This window comes from Psychromonas ossibalaenae ATCC BAA-1528 (assembly GCF_000381745.1).
GTDB lineage: Bacteria > Pseudomonadota > Gammaproteobacteria > Enterobacterales > Psychromonadaceae > Psychromonas > Psychromonas ossibalaenae.
This window is the reverse complement of record NZ_KB906985.1, coordinates 55,522-73,757: the sequence shown is the minus strand read 5'-3', so window position 1 is coordinate 73,757 and position 18,236 is coordinate 55,522. Positions and strand designations below refer to the sequence as shown.

Sequence of the window (18,236 nt, the reverse complement as noted above, 5' to 3'; positions counted from 1 at the left end):
GTGTTAATCTATTGTTTTGTTAAGTTGGTCCGTTTTTTTTGATATAAAATCTTCGTTTGTGATCAATCTCGAGGAATTATTTGTTCATTCGCGCAACAGTGGCGCAGCAAAATCGTTAAGAGATCGCTGCAATAGTTTTTATGTGAGCGGAAACGATTAAAATAAATTTATTTTGAGCTCGACTGCTCAATACACACATACCATTCATTGTTAAGGAACTGCTTATGTTCGGTTTATTTCGACCTGTCGCACATATTGAACGTCTACCTGAAGGGCAGGTTGATCCAATATACAAACGCCTGCGCTGGCAACTATTTTTAAGTATTTTTGTCGGTTACGCTGGTTACTATTTAGTGCGTAAAAATTTCAGTTTAGCGATGCCGTTTTTGATTGAAGAATATGGCTACAGCCGTGGTGATCTTGGTGTGGCGCTGGCCGCTGTTTCAATTGCTTATGGCTTATCGAAGTTTTTAATGGGTAATGTATCGGACCGTTCTAATCCGCGTTATTTCCTGGCTGCCGGCCTGCTGATGTCGGCTTTGGTTATGCTCTGTTTTGGTCTTATGCCGTGGGCGACGGGCAGTATTACAGCTATGTTTATTCTTCTGTTTCTAAACGGCTGGTTTCAGGGAATGGGCTGGCCTGCCTGTGGTCGAACCATGGTGCACTGGTGGTCTCATAAAGAGCGAGGCGGTATTGTTTCGGTTTGGAATGTTGCGCATAACGTCGGCGGAGGTTTGATTGGGCCGTTGTTTTTATTAGGTTTGTGGGCGTTTAATGATGACTGGAAAGCTGCATTTTATGTGCCGGCAATGTTTGCTTCATTTATCGCTATCTTTGTCTTTCTGACCATGCGTGATACGCCGCAGTCATGTGGCCTGCCTGCCGTTGAAGAATATAAAGATGATTATCCTGAAAATTATACTAAGTCATTTGAGACAGAGTTAAGTGCTAAAGACATTTTCTTTAAGTATGTTTTTAAGAATAAACTTTTATGGTATATCGCAATCGCAAATGCCTTTGTTTATATGATCCGTTACGGAGTACTTGACTGGGCGCCGGTTTATTTAAGTGAAGTAAAAGAGTTCTCGGTGGATAAATCATCATGGGCTTATTTCTTATATGAATGGGCTGGTATTCCCGGCACGTTATTATGCGGCTGGATGTCGGATAAATTATTTAAAGGCCGTCGTGCACCTGCTGGTATCTTATTTATGGTACTGGTAACGATTGCGGTTTTTGTTTACTGGTTTAACCCTGCCGGTAACCCTATGGTTGATATGCTTGCTTTAGTAGCTATTGGTTTCTTAATCTACGGCCCGGTAATGCTAATTGGTTTATATGCTCTTGAACTTGCGCCTAAAAAGGCTGCCGGTACAGCGGCTGGTCTGACCGGTCTGTTTGGTTATCTTGGCGGTGCTGTGGCTGCTAATGCAGTGTTAGGTTATACCGTTGATCACTTCGGCTGGGACGGCGGTTTCTTAGTGTTAACCGTCTCATGCGGACTGTCTATTGTATTCTTTATACTGGCGATGTTTGGTGAAAATAAAATTCATGCACAGCGTAAACTTGATAAAGAAAATGAAGAAATGGCTCCGGCTACAGTATAAATCAAGCGAAACACCACTCTGATTTAATCACTACCCGGATTTGTCTTTTAATAGTCAGGTCCGGGGTCAATGTTTTTTACCCGCCTCAATTTAATAAAAGCTTAATAGTGCCTGCTTAGAATGACTTATAAAAAGTTAGACTGAAATGTCTGAGCAGGTTATTTAATCATAAGGAGTTGTGAAACTATGTTCAAATCATTACCAAGTCAGAAAAAACTGCTGCTGAGTCTACTGATAACCTCATCAGCAGCTGGTTTTGCTCATGCTGAAAAAATCGTTGTTGCCCACCGTGGTGCCAGCGGTTATCTGCCTGAGCACAGTATGGAAGCCAAATCGATGGCTTATGCCATGGACGTTGATTACATTGAGCAGGATGTGGTCATGAGCAAAGATAATTTCTTAGTAGTACTACATGATCATTATCTGGATCGTGTTACTAATGTCGCCGAGGTTTATCCGGATCGTAAGCGTAAAGACGGCAGGTATTATGCTATTGACTTTACTCTGGCAGAAATTAAAACACTCAAAATGACCGAAGCATTCAACCTTAAGAACGGGAAAAAAACAGCTGTTTATGCGCAGCGTTTTCCAATCTGGAAATCTGATTTTAAGGTGCATACTTTAGAAGAAGAGATCGAAATGATTCAGGGCTTAAATACCAGCACGGGCAAAAATATCGGTATCTACCCGGAAGTGAAAGCTCCCTGGTTTCACCGTAATGAGGGCAAAGATATCAGTGTGGCTGTATTAAAAGTGCTTAAAAAATACGGTTACACAGAGAAAACAGATCTGGTTTACTTTCAGTCTTTTGATGCTGATGAGTTAAAGCGTGTTAAATATGAGCTGCTGCCAAAGTTTTCCATGGATATCAGGTTAGTGCAGTTAATGGCTGAAACAAGCTGGGGGGAAACCATGCAGTATATTGACGGTAAACCTGAAGCTTATAACTATGACTGGATGTTTAAGCCTGGTGCAATGAAAATAATCGCTGAATATGCCGACGGTGTTGGTCCCTGGCATCCAATGGTGGTGGCGCCAGAGTCGGAAAAAGACAAGTTAGTTTTTACCTCTTTAGTTAAGGAAGCACATCAGGCAGGTATGCAGGTTCATCCTTATACATTTAGATTAGATGAAGGAAAAATTCCTGAGTATGCACAGGATTTCGAAGAGTTATTAGATATTTTCTATAACAAAGCGGATGTCGACGGCGTATTTACGGACTTTCCAGATCGTGCGGTTGATTTTTTAGAAGCGCAGAAAAGCAGCTGAAGAGTATTAGTATGGAATGATAAGCACTTAGTTTTTGCCTAAGTGCTTATGTCCTGCATACTGAGTGTTTAGCTTGTGTGGGAAATTACTTCAAAGGGGATGTTATGTTCCTTTAATAAAGCGGCAATTTCTTCCGGCGGCTGCTGGTCGGTGATCAGCATATCCAGCTCAGAGATATTACCGAGATTTACCATGGCATTACGGCCGAACTTTGTATGATCAACAGCCAGGTAAACACTGCGGCTGTTTTCTATAATGGCTTTTTTAACACGCACTTCATGATAGTCAAAGTCCAGCAGTGAACCGTCGTAGTCAATACCGCTGATACCTAGAATGCCGAAATCTAAACGGAACTGTTTAATAAAATCCAGGGTCGCTTCACCAACAATACCGCCGTCTCTATTACGCACTTCCCCGCCGGCCAGGATAACCTTAAAGTCTTCGTTACCCATTAATATAGCCGCCACATTGATATTATTGGTCACAACGCGCAGGTCTTTGTGATTCTTCACTAATTCTTTGGCGATCGACTCCGGCGTTGTACCTATGTCAATAAACAGAGTTGCACCGTTAGGGATGTATTTTACTAATGCTTCTGCAATACAGTCCTTTTCCTGCAGCTGCATCACTTTACGGGTGTTATATGCAGTATTTACGGAGCTCAGCGGGGTGGTTGCACCGCCGTGATGACGACGTATTTTATTTTCATCGGCTAGTTCATTTAAATCACGGCGAATGGTCTGCGGGCTGACTTTGAACCGCTCAACAAGGTCGTCGGTACTGACATAGCCGTTTTTTTGTACGAGATCGATGATTTTCTGATGTCTTGTAGTTTGCTTCACGAAACACTGCTCCTTGGTTCTGTGCCGAAGTTTAGTGAAATAAGTTTACCGCGGCGGAAATGAATAGCAATGAAATTACAATATTGCTGAGTGATATGGGGCTATATTAGTTTCGAATTACAACAAATTGACTTTTAAAATGTAGTTTTATCAGCGAACACTCGAAATTTTGAGCGAAGTGAGGAAATAGTTTTCGAAAAAAGAGTGTCTTGCGACACTCTTTAGATTCTCAGCAGAGGGATAATTAAGCTTTATCTGTTACTCGTTGTCTTCATGATGCAGTTCTGCCCATACCTGGGTGCATTTAACTGCACGTTTCCAGCCGTTGTAACGCTGCTGACGTTTGCTTTTATCTGGATTTGCTGTGAATGAATGTTCAATAACAGCTTTATCTGCTAATTCTTCTAACCCTTCCCAGTAGCCCACCGCGATACCGGCCAGGTAAGCGGCCCCCAGTGCGGTGACTTCGGTGACAGCAGGGCGCTGTACGGTTGTATCTAATACATCTGACTGGAACTGCATTAAGAAGTTATTTGCTACTGCACCGCCGTCAACACGTAATGCCGACAGTTTAATGCCGGAATCTGCCTGCATTGCATCGAGTACATCACGGGTCTGATAAGCAATACTCTCGAGTGTTGCGCGAATAATGTGATTGGAATTTACGCCGCGTGTTAAGCCGACAATTGTACCTCGTGCATACGGGTCCCAGTATGGTGCGCCTAAGCCGGTAAATGCCGGTACGACATAAACACCGTTGGAAGAGTCAACTTTAGTGGCAAAGTATTCTGAATCTTTCGCATCAGCGAGCAGTTTCATTTCATCACGCAGCCATTGAATTGAAGCGCCGCCCATAAATACCGCACCTTCCAGCGCATAAGCCGCTCCGCCTCTCGGTCCGCATGCTAACGTCGTTAACAGGCCGTTTTTAGAGGTTACTTTTTCTTTACCGGTATTCATTAATAAGAAACAGCCGGTACCGTAGGTATTTTTCGCCTGGCCTTTCTCTACACACATCTGGCCGTACAATGCCGCCTGCTGATCTCCGGCAATGCCTGCAATAGGAATACGTGTGCCGCCGAAGCCGCCGATGTTGGTCTGGCCGTAAACTTCTGATGAGCTTTTCACATCTGCCATCATAGAGCGAGGAATGCCGAATGCTTTCAGGAGCTTTTCATCCCACTGTAATGTGTTGATATTAAAAAGCATAGTACGAGAAGCATTGGTGTAGTCAGTAACATGAACACGTCCCTGGGTCATTTTCCAGACCAGCCAGGTATCAACGGTACCGAACATTAATTTTCCAGCTTCAGCATCTTCTCGTGCACCTTCTACATTGTCTAAGATCCATTTGATCTTGGTGCCGGAGAAATACGGGTCAAGCACTAGACCGGTATTTTCACGAATATACTCTTCTAAACCTTCCTGTTCTTTTAATGTTTCACAGATCGATGCTGTACGACGGCACTGCCACACAATGGCGTTATAAACAGGTTTGCCCGTTTCTTTATTCCAGACAATGGTTGTTTCACGCTGATTGGTAATACCAATGCCGGCGACCTGATCACTACGGATACCTTCTTTGGCTAACGTTTCAGTTAATACCGAACTTTGTGTTGCATAAATTTCCAGAGGATCATGTTCAACCCAGCCGGCCTGCGGATAAATTTGTGTGAATTCGCGCTGGGAAACACTGACGATATTAGCGTCGTGGTCAAGAATAACGGCGCGGGAGCTGGTTGTACCCTGGTCTAGTGCAACAATATACTTTTTATCTGTCATGACGTTGTCCTTTATATCTTTTAGTTTAGTTGTAATTTGTACTGATACTCATTTTTAATTAAACATATAATGCTTAGGCCTGTGCTAAATCCTTATTCTCTTCTTCATCTTCACACTGATTCGGAATAGTGCAGCCGTGACCGGCATTCGGTAGATATTGTGCAATCAGTTTAGGGTAAGCCCAGCCGCCGAAACATGCGCCGAAGATAGGGCCTAGAATTGGGACAATAAAGTAAGGAATGTCTTTCGCACCGCTTAAAGCAAACTCCCAGCCGGCAAAATAAGCGAATAGTTTTGGTCCAAAATCACGAGCCGGGTTCATCGCAAAACCGGTTAGCGGGCCTAATGAGCCGCCGATGACAGCAATCAATACACCAATTAGAATCGGATTCATTGCACCGCGTGGTGCGCCGTTGTTTTCATCTCCAAGCGCTAAAATAGCAAACATTAATACAGCGGTAATGACAAATTCTACAGAGAAAGCGCCAAGCATAGATAATGACGGGTGCGGATAAGTTGAGAAAATACCTGCAGTGGATAATGCTGCTTCACTGTTACGCAGGAAGCCGTTAGCAATTTCGTAGTCAGTAAATAGATTGCTGTATAAAGCGTAAATTAAAGCTGCGGAACAGAATGCACCTAAAAGCTGCGACAGGATATAAGGCAGTACTTTCCTTTTTTCAAAACCGTGAAAAGCAGCCAGGGCGATGGTGACTGCCGGATTAATATGAGCACCAGAAACACCGGCTGTACAGTAAATGGCGATTGCTACTCCCATCCCCCACATGATACTGACTTCCCACTGACCAAAACTTGCACCTGTTAATACCAGTGCGGCAACACAACCGACACCAAAAAATATTAACAGCCCTGTGCCTATAAACTCTGCGATGCATTGTCCCAGCAGCGTATGTTGTTTATTTTGAGTCATAATCCATTCCTCTGTATGTGATGTTTAATTAAGGTTACACGTTCTGTGTTGCATAAATGTACTCCATATTAACAATTATGAAACATAAAAGAATGAAAAATGAGCGTTCGAGCGCATTAATGTTCTTAATTGAAGGTTGAATTGTTTGTCTAAATGCGCTTGATATTAGCCGCTGCCCCCTTGCCGTAAGGGCTGGTTAATAAATGTGCAGATTAGTTGTTGATATTCAGCTGTGATGTATATTTTTATCTGCTTTCTGCCTTAGATTATTGTCCGATGTTTTATATTCCTAGGCGAAGAAACTTCAGATTCTTCATTAGCTTTGTCTCGAGACTTGCTTGCAATCATTTGTTTTTAAAGTCTTATCTTGTTTTTTGTACTCAACAGGCAAAGCTATAAAAGTTGGTTTTGTATTTTAAATAGAAATATACGCCTCAGCAGCCCGGGTAGGCATTTTTAAATAGAGTGACTCAGCGTTAAGCTGCTTATCAGTGTTTACAGCTGCCTTGCTATATAAGGGGCTTAAGAGAGATGTTGTGTGCTTAATAACTAAGCGCGCTGCAAGTATCGTTCTCTAATTATGCTGACAACAGGTTCGTTCGAATACGTAATGTGGGATTTTCGATCAAAATCTAATTGATTTTATCGTGCTCTTCTTTAAGTGTGCGAGTAATACTGTTTATTTTGAGTTGTACGCTGTTCAGCAGTGTAAAGAACATGCGCTTTTAAATAATTAAATAATGCTTGTTGGTTGATGTTGAACCTATGTTTTTTTAAGTTGTTTTATAAAAATAAGCGTGCAGATAGTAAAGTGGGAGATAAAAACTCAAAGTAAACTAAAGGTCAGTGTGTGTTTGGTGTTTAGTTTGCTTTTTGCCGTTATCAATAACTAAATGAGTATCTTCTGTGCATGATTATCATTATTTGTTTATGTTTGTTTTCTTGTGTTGTCTGGCTGTTCAAAATCACAAAAAATACAGTGGTAACGCTTCCATTGATATTGAAGCCTTAGGATGCTGGCTTTACTCCACAAGCTGTTTTTTTTAAACAGTCTGAGTGTTGTGAAAATTTATTGTTAATTCCCTTTGTTTGTTTAACTGCTTGGTTTTGTTTGTCTTTTGGTTTTTATTGTTTACGTTTACACAGGGCGTTTGTAACAAAGTGTATGTTTTTTGTTTAATATCTGGAAAGTCTTTTTGCGGTGATTTGGTTCACAGAAAATGTGTTTTGGCAGGTTTGTGTTCTGAATAATTCCGGTTGGATCAACTATTAAGTTGCTGCAATCCAATATGATTTTTTGGCGCGGCATTCGCTTGCTGTAAATAAAATCAAATGTGTCAATGAAGTGTAAACATAAGGGAAGTAAGTTAAATGAAAAATAAACTCAATAAACTGGCGTTAACAACAATGCCTCGAATCTGTGCAATGGCAATCGTTGCGTCTCTTGCTCTGTTAGGGTGTAATGATTCGTCGTCAAACGATGTGGTTGTGCCGAGTCCGGATCCGACTCCAACACCAGATCCTACCCCCGATTTCGTGACAGCCGGCGATAAAGAGGCAGTAATCTATCTGCTGGGTGAAAACTCTTTACTAAAAAGCGCGGCCGAGAAGACGCTTCATGTATGGAATAATGACGAGTGTAGTGCGCTGGACGGCGATAAAATTTCTGGTTTTGAGCAGTGGGATGAAGGTGTTACGGCGTCTGGTGAAGATGCAGCGGGTATTTACTGGGTATTACCGTTAACCACTCAGGGAGCAGAAGACTGTATTAATTTTATTGTGCGTGACGGTCTTGGCGGGCAGTCAGGAAATATGAAACTAGAGTTTTCTATCATTTCTGACCGCCAGGGGTTTGTACCTGCCGATTACTCGACAATACTGGATCATCCTGATGATACTCCTCCTGTAAGCCTGGAAGGTGCTTATGCACACTGGGTTGATGCTAATACCCTGCTTTGGGATCAAGCGAAATCCGCGGCTAAGGTTGAAATTTACCATTCTAAAGCAGTTGATATTAAATTTTCTACTACCAGCCAGACAATTTCCGGCGGAACAGTTATTACTCTGGACGATGGTACAGCCAGCGATTCCGTAAAAGCAAAATTTCCGCATATCAAAGACAATGCTGCATTCAGCGTTCCTGGAAATGCCGCTGCCATTAAAGATGTGCTTAAAGGTCAGTTGATTGCCGTTGCTCGTAACGAAAAAGGCGAAATCACTGCGCTGACTAAGATACAGATTCCCGGTGTACTGGATGCTCTTTATACCGGTAGTGATGACGAAAGCAGTAATGCCGATAAACAAGCATTAGGTGCGGTTGTTGATTCTGGTAACGTTACTTTCAATGTATGGGCGCCGACAGCACAGAAAGTTGAGCTATTTTTATTCAGCAAAGCTGATGCAGGTAAGGTTGAAACTGGGTACCCGAAAGTCATGAGTGATGAAGACGGCGACGGTGTTTATACTCTGGCTGCCGACGGCAGTGCAATGAATAAATATTATCGCTACCGTGTAACGGTTTATCATCCGACTACGGATAATCTTGAAACTTTTGATGTAACCGATCCGTATTCATTAAGCTTGTCTGAGAACAGTCTGTTTTCTCAAGTGGTTGATATGGATGATGAAAGTTTGAAACCAGCAAACTGGGATGATTATCAGTTTGATGTACAGGCAAAAGCTACCGATGCAATTATTTATGAATCCCATATTCGTGACTTTAGTAACAGCGACACACTAGGCAGTGCGGAAAATAACGGTAAGTATCTGGCTTTCACTGAAAATGGGCGTGCCAGTATGAAGCACCTGCAGTCATTGAGAGATTCTGGGCTGACTTACTTCCACCTGATGCCGGCCTTTGATATTGCCACGGTTGATGAAGATCCGGAAAAACTGGTTAACCTTAATGATACCGTTGAAAAATTATGTTCGATCAATGCTGCGGCAGGCGTGTGCAGCAGTGCAGATCCAAGCCAGACACTGCAGTCTGTGCTGGAAAGTTATGATCCGCAAACTGATAGTGCGCAGGCGCTGATGAATGATATGCGTGCACTGGACAGTTTTAACTGGGGTTACGACCCTTACCATTACACGGTTCCAGAGGGGAGCTATGCGAGTGATGCTAACGGTTCGAAACGCATTGAAGAGTTCCGTCAGATGGTGCAGGCGCTGCATGATATGGGACTGAAGGTAGTAATGGATGTGGTTTATAACCATACCAATGCTGCCGGCAACAATGAAAAATCGGTGCTGGATAAAGTTGTTCCCGGTTATTACCACCGCCTGAATAGTGAGTCTGGTGCAGTTGAGCAGTCTACTTGTTGTGACAATACGGCTTCTGAACATACTATGATGGAAAAATTGATGATTGATTCATTGGTTACCTGGGCTGAAGACTACAAGATTGATTCTTTCCGTTTTGATCTGATGGGGCACCATATGAAAACAAATATGGAAAAAGCACTGGAGGCAGTACAAAAGGTTAATCCAAGCACTTACTTTTATGGTGAAGGCTGGAATTTCGGTGAAGTAGAGAGCGGCAAGCGTGGTGAAAATGCAATTCAATGGAATATGGCGGGTACCGGAATAGGTACTTTCAGTGACCGTCTGCGTGATGCCGTTCGCGGCGGCAGTCCATTCGACAGTGGTGAAGGTTTACGTGAGAACAAAGGTTTTGCTAATGCGGGATCTGATTTTGCGGACAGTGATAAAACTGAAGATCTGAACCGTCTGACGGATTTAGTACGTTTGGGTATGGCCGCTAATCTGAAAGATTACATGCTTGTAGATTATAAAGGTGCTCTTAAACGCGGTCAGGATATTGATTATAACGGTCAGCATGCAGGTTATGCTGAACAGCCGCAGGAGACTCTGAACTATGCTTCTAAACATGATAACCAGACTCTATGGGATAATAATCAGTACAAAACCCAGGCGGGTACAACTTCGGCTGATCGTGTGCGTATGCATAATATAGCTCTAAGTACGGTGTTGTTAGGTCAAGGGGTTCCGTTCCTGCATATGGGCTCTGAGCTGCTGCGTTCTAAGTCGATGCAGCGTGACAGTTATGATTCAGGTGACTGGTACAATCGGGTAGATTTTGATCTGGAAAATACGGATCTGCATAATAACTGGAATGTTGGTCTGCCGCGTGAAGATAAAGACGGTGATAACTACGATGTGATTAAAGAGGTTATTAAGGACAGTGAAGCCAGACCTAGTGCAGAGCAGATTCAGCTGGCGTCTTCCCAGTTCCAAGAACTATTGAAAATCCGAACAACCAGCCCGTTATTTAATCTGGAAACAGCTGCAGATATTATAGCGCGTGTGAGTTTCCATAATACAGGAACAGAGCAGGTTTCTGGTGTGGTTGTTATGTCTATTGATGACGGTACGGGAGTGACTAGTCTGGACAGTAATTACGATGCAGTTGTGATCGTGATTAATGCAACAGAAGAAGATCAGACTATGCCTGTAACGGGAGCAAGCGGTTTTACTCTGCATCCGATACAGCAGAATTCTGTTGATCAAGTTGTAAAAAATGCTGATTTTGCAGATGGGAAGTTCACCGTACCGGCATTAACAACTGCAGTATTTGTAAAAACACAGGGTAAATCACAAGGTGCTGGTCTGCCTGTTTCTGCAAAAGAGTTGTAGAACAGCTGTTATCTCTATTTAGTATAGAGGCTGTAGTTATTAGCTAAAATTCCTGTCAGTTAAGAGCTGACAGGCATTTTTTATAGCATTTCAGAATCGCTTCAAGAAACAAATTCAGACTGTGCCTTCAACCACACACCATGTCCAGTCCAACGTCTTGTTCTTATATCCTAGAGTCAAAATAGCAAACATTAATAATACGATGGTTACCAACTTCACGGAGACGGTGCTTAAAATCTAGTGCAGGATATAAGGTCGCACTTTTCTTCATTCGGCGCTGTTTGTATTTTTAATATTCATTGCCCGTTATCATGAATTTGACTGCTGTTAAAAATGCACTATTAATTTAATTCTGGGTAGGGCGTGTTGATCTTTCCTATTCGATAATTGATCAATAATGTATGGGAAACAGCTCTATTTTACAGGCATAAAAAAACCGGGAAATCCCGGTTTTTATTTATAATGCAATTAAAGCAGAGGGCTAACTGTTCCTCTGCTTATAGGTAAACAACTACTGGCTGCACTCCTGGATTAACAGAGTCGCTTTGCTGTTATCTTCAGCGTCAAGGGTTAACATAAAGCTCCAATCACCCTGTGCTAAATCTACTGAATCATTACCATCGCCTGTACCAGTTGTATATTCTATATCAGAGCTTAAAGCTGCATGAACCGCATATTCAACACTCCAGTCTGCATTCGCAATTTTAAAAGCAGACTTAACTACAGTATCAGTTAATACAACTTGGTAAATATTATCACCTTTGTAAGTTAACTGATTTTCAGGAACAGCGCTCCAGCCATTTAGCTCACCTTTAATATAAAGGTCAGTTTCTAATGGTGCAGTTTCCGTACTGTCTTCTAGTACTGAACAGCTTTTAACTTCTTCAGCTGTCACAGTAAGTGTTGCAGCGTCTTTATCGCCTGCATCAAACTTAAAAGTTACAACTGAATCAGCAGCTAATGTAAGCGAGATATTATCTCCGCCGTCCAATGCTAGAACTTCGCCCAATACCAATGCACCGGAAGCGCCGTAATTAATCGCGCCCCAAGTTGGATCTGCTACTTTAAAGCCGTAAGTACCAGCTTCTAGAGTCATGGTCATACTGTAAACACCAGCAGCAGTGAATTTCATTGCATCAGCATCACCCCAATTATTCATGTCACCACGAATATGAGGAATATCATCACCAAATGGAGGGATAGAGCTTAAGTCTTTAGTACTATCATCAACTGCTAGACCAGTACCTTGTGCATCACCTTGAGCTTTAACAAATACTGCCGTTGTTAATGCCGGAACGGTAAATTTACCATCGGCAAAAGTTGCTGTTCCATCAACTAACGCGCTATGTAATGCAAAACCAGCTGCATCTGTCACAGGGATAACCTGATCTTCATTAGTTGCATTAATCACAGCAACAATCGCATCAACTGCAGGATCTAAATCAGTAACACCAGTACCATCATCAATGCTCATTACAATCACACCAGCAATTGAATCAGTACCGGTGTTTTGGAAGTCAACACGTGCCTTAACTTCAGCTTCAGTTGTAAGACTGAACAGTGGAGAACTCGTACGAATTTTTAATAGCTCTTTAAAACGAGCATCTGTCCAGGCGATGTCTTCCGCTGTTGGGGCTGCGTTTGTATCAGCAATGATTTTAGTGATTAACGGCCAGTTAGAACCATCTTTATCTTCACGAGGTAGACCAACATTCCAGTTATTACTCGTTTTATCGTAGTTAACGATATTATACCAGTCACCAGAATCGTAGCTGTCGCGCTGCATAGATTTAGAACGTAATAGTTCAGAACCCATATGGATGAAAGGAATACCCTGACCCAACATGTTAGTACTTAATGCAAGGATCTGCATTTGAGCGCGTTGTGCAGAAGTTGCATCTGTCGCCGCTTTGTACATGTTGTTATCCCATAATGTCTGGTTATCATGCTTAGACACGTAAGAGACATTCTCCTGCGGATCTACTGTGTAACCTGCATTCTGACCGTTGTAATCGATATCTTGACCACGTTTAGTATTACCAGCTTGATCCAGTAATATAAACTTGGCTAAGTTACCCGCCATACCTAAACGAATGATATCGCCGTCTTTTCTTAGCTTAGCAACGGATGCATCTTCATCTTCCTGCATCTCATTCCAGATACCTGCAGTAGCAAAACCTTGGTTTGCACGTAATGCATCACCACCGTCAAACGGACCGCCGCCGCGCACTGCATCACGCAGACGATCGGAGTAAGTACCTATTTCAGTACCAGCCATATTAGCCTGAGTTGCCTGTACAAACAGTGCATCATTTTGTACTTCACCAAAGTTCCAGCCTTCACCGTAGAAGTAAGTATCCGCATCGACTACTTTAACTGCCGCAAGTGAATCAAGCATTAACTGCTTCGGTTGATGTCCCATTAAGTCAAAACGGAATCCATCAATCTTGTACTCTTGTGCCCAGGTCACCAGTGAATCTGTCATTAATTTACCCATCATGACATTTTCTGTTGCCGTATTTGAACAACAAGTTGAATTTTCTACAGAGCCTGATGCATTTAAACGCTGGTAATATCCAGGGACAATTTTATCTAGTACGGATTTGTCATCTGTACCTGCAGAGTTAGTATGGTTATAAACCACATCCATTACTACGCGGTAACCCATGTTATGAAGTTCCATAATTAGAGTACGGTATTCTTCAATACGCGCAGTACCTTCGGCATCAGTTGCATAGCTGCCTTCAGGTGTTGTGTAATGGAACGGGTCATAACCCCAGTTAAAGCTGTCAAACATGCGTAAATCATTCATTAACGCTTGTGCGTCGCTTGATTCTGAGTCATAACTTTCAAGCACTTCACGTATCGTTGAATCGTTAACTCCATCATCACAAACGGCAGCACCTGTGTTCAGGCCGCAAAGTTTTGCAACTGTATCGCTTAACTCTACACGTTTTTCAGGATCTTCATTTACTGTAGCAATATCAAATAAGTTCAGAAGGTGAATGGTGTTCAAGCCATTTTCAGCCAGAGAAGCCAGCTGCTTAATACTTTCACGTTCAGTTTCTGTAATTGCCGTGTATTTCCCATCAAGTGCATCGCTGCCGCCGTCACCAGGTGCAGAACTCAGATCACGCAGATGCGTTTCATAGATAACCTGCTCTTCCGGGTTATTAACTGTTGGAATAACCTGCTCATCCCAACCTGCCGGCTTAGCTTCTATTGATAAGTCAACTACTTGAGAGTATTTACTATTAGTTGATAAGCTAAGTGAGTATGGGTCAGTAACCTGTAGTGTTTCAACACTATCCAGTGCGGCATGGTATACCTTTACTTCATAGCGGTAATATTTACCAAGCGCATCTGCAACATCAATCGCTTCCCAAGTACCATTCTCTTTACGCGTCATAGTAACGGCATCACCTACCTGCGCTAAGTCAGCATCATAAAGGTAAAGTGAAACGTTTTTAGCTGTTGGCGCCCATAAGTTAAATGTTGCATCAGAGCCGTTAACTACAGCACCCATTGTTTCATTTTGCGCACCAGTCTCACCCGTTGCGTAAACGGCATCTAACCCAGGAGCTAACTGCATGCCTGTTGCATCAATGATTCTACCTTCAGCATTTTTAGCTGTAACAACCAGCTGACCTTGAAGTAAAGTATCTAGCGTGACACCGTCTGGCAGTTCAAAAGCAAACGCTTTATAATTTTCATAACGCTTAGCTACGCCTTCAGGCATATCTTTGCTGGTAAGAGCGAACTCTTGAGTAGAAGTAGAAACAACTTCACCCGTTGTGCCGTTAATCTCAAACCCACCATCTACCAGGTAATGAGCTTCATAAGAAGCCGCGTTACCGACATTCCAGGCAATAGTTGCTGCATCAATTAACGCACCTTTTAAGCCTTCTAATGCAACTGGCGGAGTATCCGAAGCGCTGTCTAGAATTGTAGAGAAATCACTGGACACAAAAGCCTGGCGATCGGCAATGTCAGCAAACTTAAGTTTTAAATCTGTAGACTGACCTTCACCATCACGAACAATAAAGTTTACACAGTCATCAGCTTCCTGGCTTAGCAGCGGTAAGACCCAGTAAACACCATTTTCATCCTCACCAGTCATTTTGACGCCTTCGCCCCAAACTGCAAAACCGTCAATATTCTCTCCGTCTAATGCGTCACATTGATCATTATTCCATACGTGCAGAGTCCAGTCCGCACGGTTTTCCGCATCGGTCATTGCATAGATAACCGCCTGGTTATCTTGCGCCTTAACAGTTCCGTCTTCTGGTGTACTTAACTGTGCAAGCTTAGCCTCGGCTTCACTTTTATCAAGATACATGTGGAAAGGGTATTCAGGATTCCAACCGAAACCTGGTGCAAAACTAAAGCTTCCTTTTTCAGTGTCCACCTCTGTAATTGGCGGCATGTTTACATTTTGAGTTGTGTTGTTCCAATTCTCAAAATTAAAGCCGTCAGGTACATGTGTTATTGCCCCGCCCGGGATAAATATTAATTCCCAATCTGCATTAAGATTTGGCAGTGTTGTCTCATGCAGCTTAAGTTCACCATCAAAAGTATTGGTTACGATATACCAGGTGCGCACGTTACCTTGAGCATCCTCAATGAAACTTGATGTTGGCAGGAGCCAATCTTGATCTGGTGTTTCTGTTGAACCGTCTACCATCAGTGCGCGAATATCTACTGCACTATAATCATTTTCATTTTCTGCTAACTGAGCATCAACCACTTTTAACAAGTTGCTGACATTTTGTCCTCCCCACTCAGGGAAATCCCAAGTCAGCCAGATATCATTGGCATACTTCACGGAATAGGCCACTTTTTGCCCTAGATCATCAGCATCCACAGTAAAGTTTTCTTCGGCGGAATTAAATAGGGAATCATCTTGATGAGTATGTGTCCATTTTACCTGTTCAACACTTAATTCTGTTGTGCGTTGAGTTGTAGTACTAAGCCAGGTACTAAACTGGATTTTATTACCCTCACCGTCTTGTTTCGCTGTGTTTGTGGAAGAATCGAGTAGATAGCGCTCCCCTTGAGATATAACAACATCTAAGCCGTCAACTTTTTTGTTGGTGATGGTCTGCTCTAACCAGAAATTACTTAAAGGTTTTCCTGTGAAGTTGTAATCAGCATACTCTTGCCAATTGTCGCTTTTCTGAGCATTTTGCCAGATAGGTTTAGTCGTTGTTTGGATCGTCGTACCATCAGTCAGTACTTCATCAGCAATGTACTCATTGATAGACCCATCGGCATCCCAGTCTTTTTTAACTTCGTGTAAAACACCGGTTGCGCTGTGGGTATCGATGCGTGTTTCAGCATAATTGGCTTGTTCTAGATTGTATGCTCCATCTTTAGGAGTGAACTGACTGAAAACTAAAGTCGATATTGTTTTACCGTCTTTGTTTACCTTACTTTCAGTTTTGTGCTGGATAAAGTCAATATCAGTATAATCTTCTGCTAATACAGCAGTCTTAATATCACTGCCTTGATAGCTGCGATCGCCATCCCATGTTACTTCCGGTAGTTCTACACTTGGCGCAGATTCATCAAAATATTCAGTAAATTCTCTACTTGTTGCAGTCCAGGTGCCTCGTCGGTAAGACTGGCCTTTAAATAGGCGCTTATTATCACCATTTTTATCTATCTCATATTTAACTACTGTTTCAAAAGTACCATCTGATTTTTCGTTTGTTGTATCAGAGACAATTTCATAAATTAATGGTTCACCTGCAACCTGCATTAGCGTGCCGTCAGCATTGAGACGGTATTTTGTTGCCTTCCGTTCAATCAGTTTATCGCCATTGTCGGCAGTTGTTGTTGTTTTTGTAGAGATCTCTTTAATAAGAAGAGTTTTCCCTGTATGCCATTCAATAAAAGAGTACTCATTAATGCTTGCAGTTACTTTCTGATTATCTTTTAGGTCTCCTGCAAGTTCATCTTCTAATTGTTGGCTTTCCTGTAGATTATCGGTTTCACTCACCGCTAAGTCAGCAATCTTTTCAAGTTCGGCCAGTTCTAATTTAGCCTCTCCTGCTGGAGCAAGGAAATCAGTAAATAACAGATCTTCGAGTTTATCTGTCTCAATTCCTAATTTCTCAGCGGTATCCTTCAATACCGTTGATTTAGCTGTGTCTACAGCCAATGTTAATGCACCTGCACTTAATTCACCTGTAACGACTAATTCTAGAGTATCTTTTACTTCATTATACAATTGTGTGGTGAATGGGGTGATAGCCTGGGAAAAATTCGCAGCTTGTCCTGGCTCAAAGTCTAAAATAGGAGGCGTGGTTAATAGCAGATTATTATCTTCAGTAAACTCTTCGCCAGTGTCGATATCTTTAGCACCCGCACCAACAAGCACAGCAATAGGGCTTGTTGGTAATGCGAGAATGTCAGCTTCAGTCAGCGGCAGGCTATAAGCACCTTCTCCATCTGAAAGAGCGGATGGTTCTCCGTCATCTAATACTGAGTTACGGTTTTTATCTAAAAAGACAGTTGCACCGCTAATATAACCATCAATTACTTTACCGTTTAACGGAGTTGTTTCTGGTGTTGGGACTGGTGCTGGGACTGGTGTTGGTGTTGGGTCTGGTGTTGGTACTGGGTCACTGCTGTCACTACCATTACAGGCACTCAGGGCTAAACTAACAGCGGCTGCCAATGGTAACTTCATGTATTTGATGTTCATTATAATTCCCTATATTCGAGGCGAGGTGTAAGTGTTCACTAATCCGTTTGAAGATTTGTTTAAGTAAATTAGTTATCAGTTCGTCAATATCTATTGATGAGAAATGATAAAAGCTCCTGCATTAACTTGGAAACCTTGGAAACCTTGGAAGGTTTAGCAAATATGGCAAAACTATATAGAAACAGAAAAATGTAACTGTGATCGTTCTAGAACTTTTTTGGGGTAAACGTATACAGTTAAAAGCTTTTAAATTAAATGGTTACAGAGATCTCAATGTAAACGTATACAATTCTAGGCTGTTGGTGCCGTTCCTTTTTAATTGGTATTTTTAATAAATTTTCTATCTACAAATTATTTGAATCGGCTGTTTTTATGAAACTGCGCTTTGGATTTATCAGTCTGCTAAGTATTAAAGAGGCTCTAATAGATCTGTTTAT

Annotated in this window: 7 protein-coding genes; 3 read left to right on the top strand and 4 right to left on the bottom strand. The window is 42.2% G+C overall.

Annotated elements, in window-relative coordinates; all coding sequences use genetic code 11:
* Nucleotides 1-224 precede the first annotated feature (224 nt).
* Both glpT and glpQ read left to right on the top strand, forming a co-directional pair.
* Entirely contained in the window at nucleotides 225-1,610 is a 1,386-nt protein-coding gene (glpT, locus tag G327_RS0110940) for a glycerol-3-phosphate transporter (protein WP_019614818.1), read from the top strand.
* A 186-nt stretch (nucleotides 1,611-1,796) separates the two neighbouring features.
* Nucleotides 1,797-2,879 carry a glycerophosphodiester phosphodiesterase gene (gene glpQ / locus G327_RS0110935; RefSeq protein WP_019614817.1) on the top strand — a complete coding sequence of 361 codons (1,083 nt, stop codon included), beginning with the start codon at nucleotides 1,797-1,799 and terminating at the stop codon, nucleotides 2,877-2,879.
* A 68-nt stretch (nucleotides 2,880-2,947) separates the two neighbouring features.
* On the opposite strand, the gene G327_RS0110930 is transcribed toward glpQ, so the two are convergent.
* From G327_RS0110930 to G327_RS0110920, 3 genes are all read right to left on the bottom strand, one after another.
* A complete protein-coding gene (locus G327_RS0110930) occupies nucleotides 2,948-3,721 on the bottom strand; it encodes a DeoR/GlpR family transcriptional regulator (RefSeq protein ID WP_019614816.1) in 774 nt (257 codons plus the stop codon).
* A gap of 258 nt (nucleotides 3,722-3,979) precedes the next feature.
* Complete coding sequence (gene glpK / locus G327_RS0110925; protein ID WP_019614815.1) at nucleotides 3,980-5,503, bottom strand: glycerol kinase GlpK; 1,524 nt, start codon at nucleotides 5,501-5,503, stop codon at nucleotides 3,980-3,982.
* A gap of 73 nt (nucleotides 5,504-5,576) precedes the next feature.
* Nucleotides 5,577-6,434, bottom strand: coding sequence for an MIP/aquaporin family protein (locus G327_RS0110920; RefSeq protein ID WP_019614814.1), 858 nt, complete (start codon nucleotides 6,432-6,434; stop codon nucleotides 5,577-5,579).
* Between the two features lie 1,371 nt (nucleotides 6,435-7,805).
* Between G327_RS0110920 and pulA (G327_RS0110915) the strand changes: the two genes are divergently transcribed.
* Nucleotides 7,806-11,090, top strand: a complete 3,285-nt coding sequence (pulA, locus tag G327_RS0110915) for a pullulanase-type alpha-1,6-glucosidase (RefSeq protein ID WP_019614813.1) — start codon at nucleotides 7,806-7,808, stop codon at nucleotides 11,088-11,090.
* Between the two features lie 511 nt (nucleotides 11,091-11,601).
* Here the strand turns inward: pulA (G327_RS0110915) and pulA (G327_RS26030) are convergent.
* Complete coding sequence (pulA, locus tag G327_RS26030; protein ID WP_051090307.1) at nucleotides 11,602-17,799, bottom strand: pullulanase-type alpha-1,6-glucosidase; 6,198 nt, start codon at nucleotides 17,797-17,799, stop codon at nucleotides 11,602-11,604.
* Between the last annotated feature and the right edge of the window lie 437 nt (nucleotides 17,800-18,236).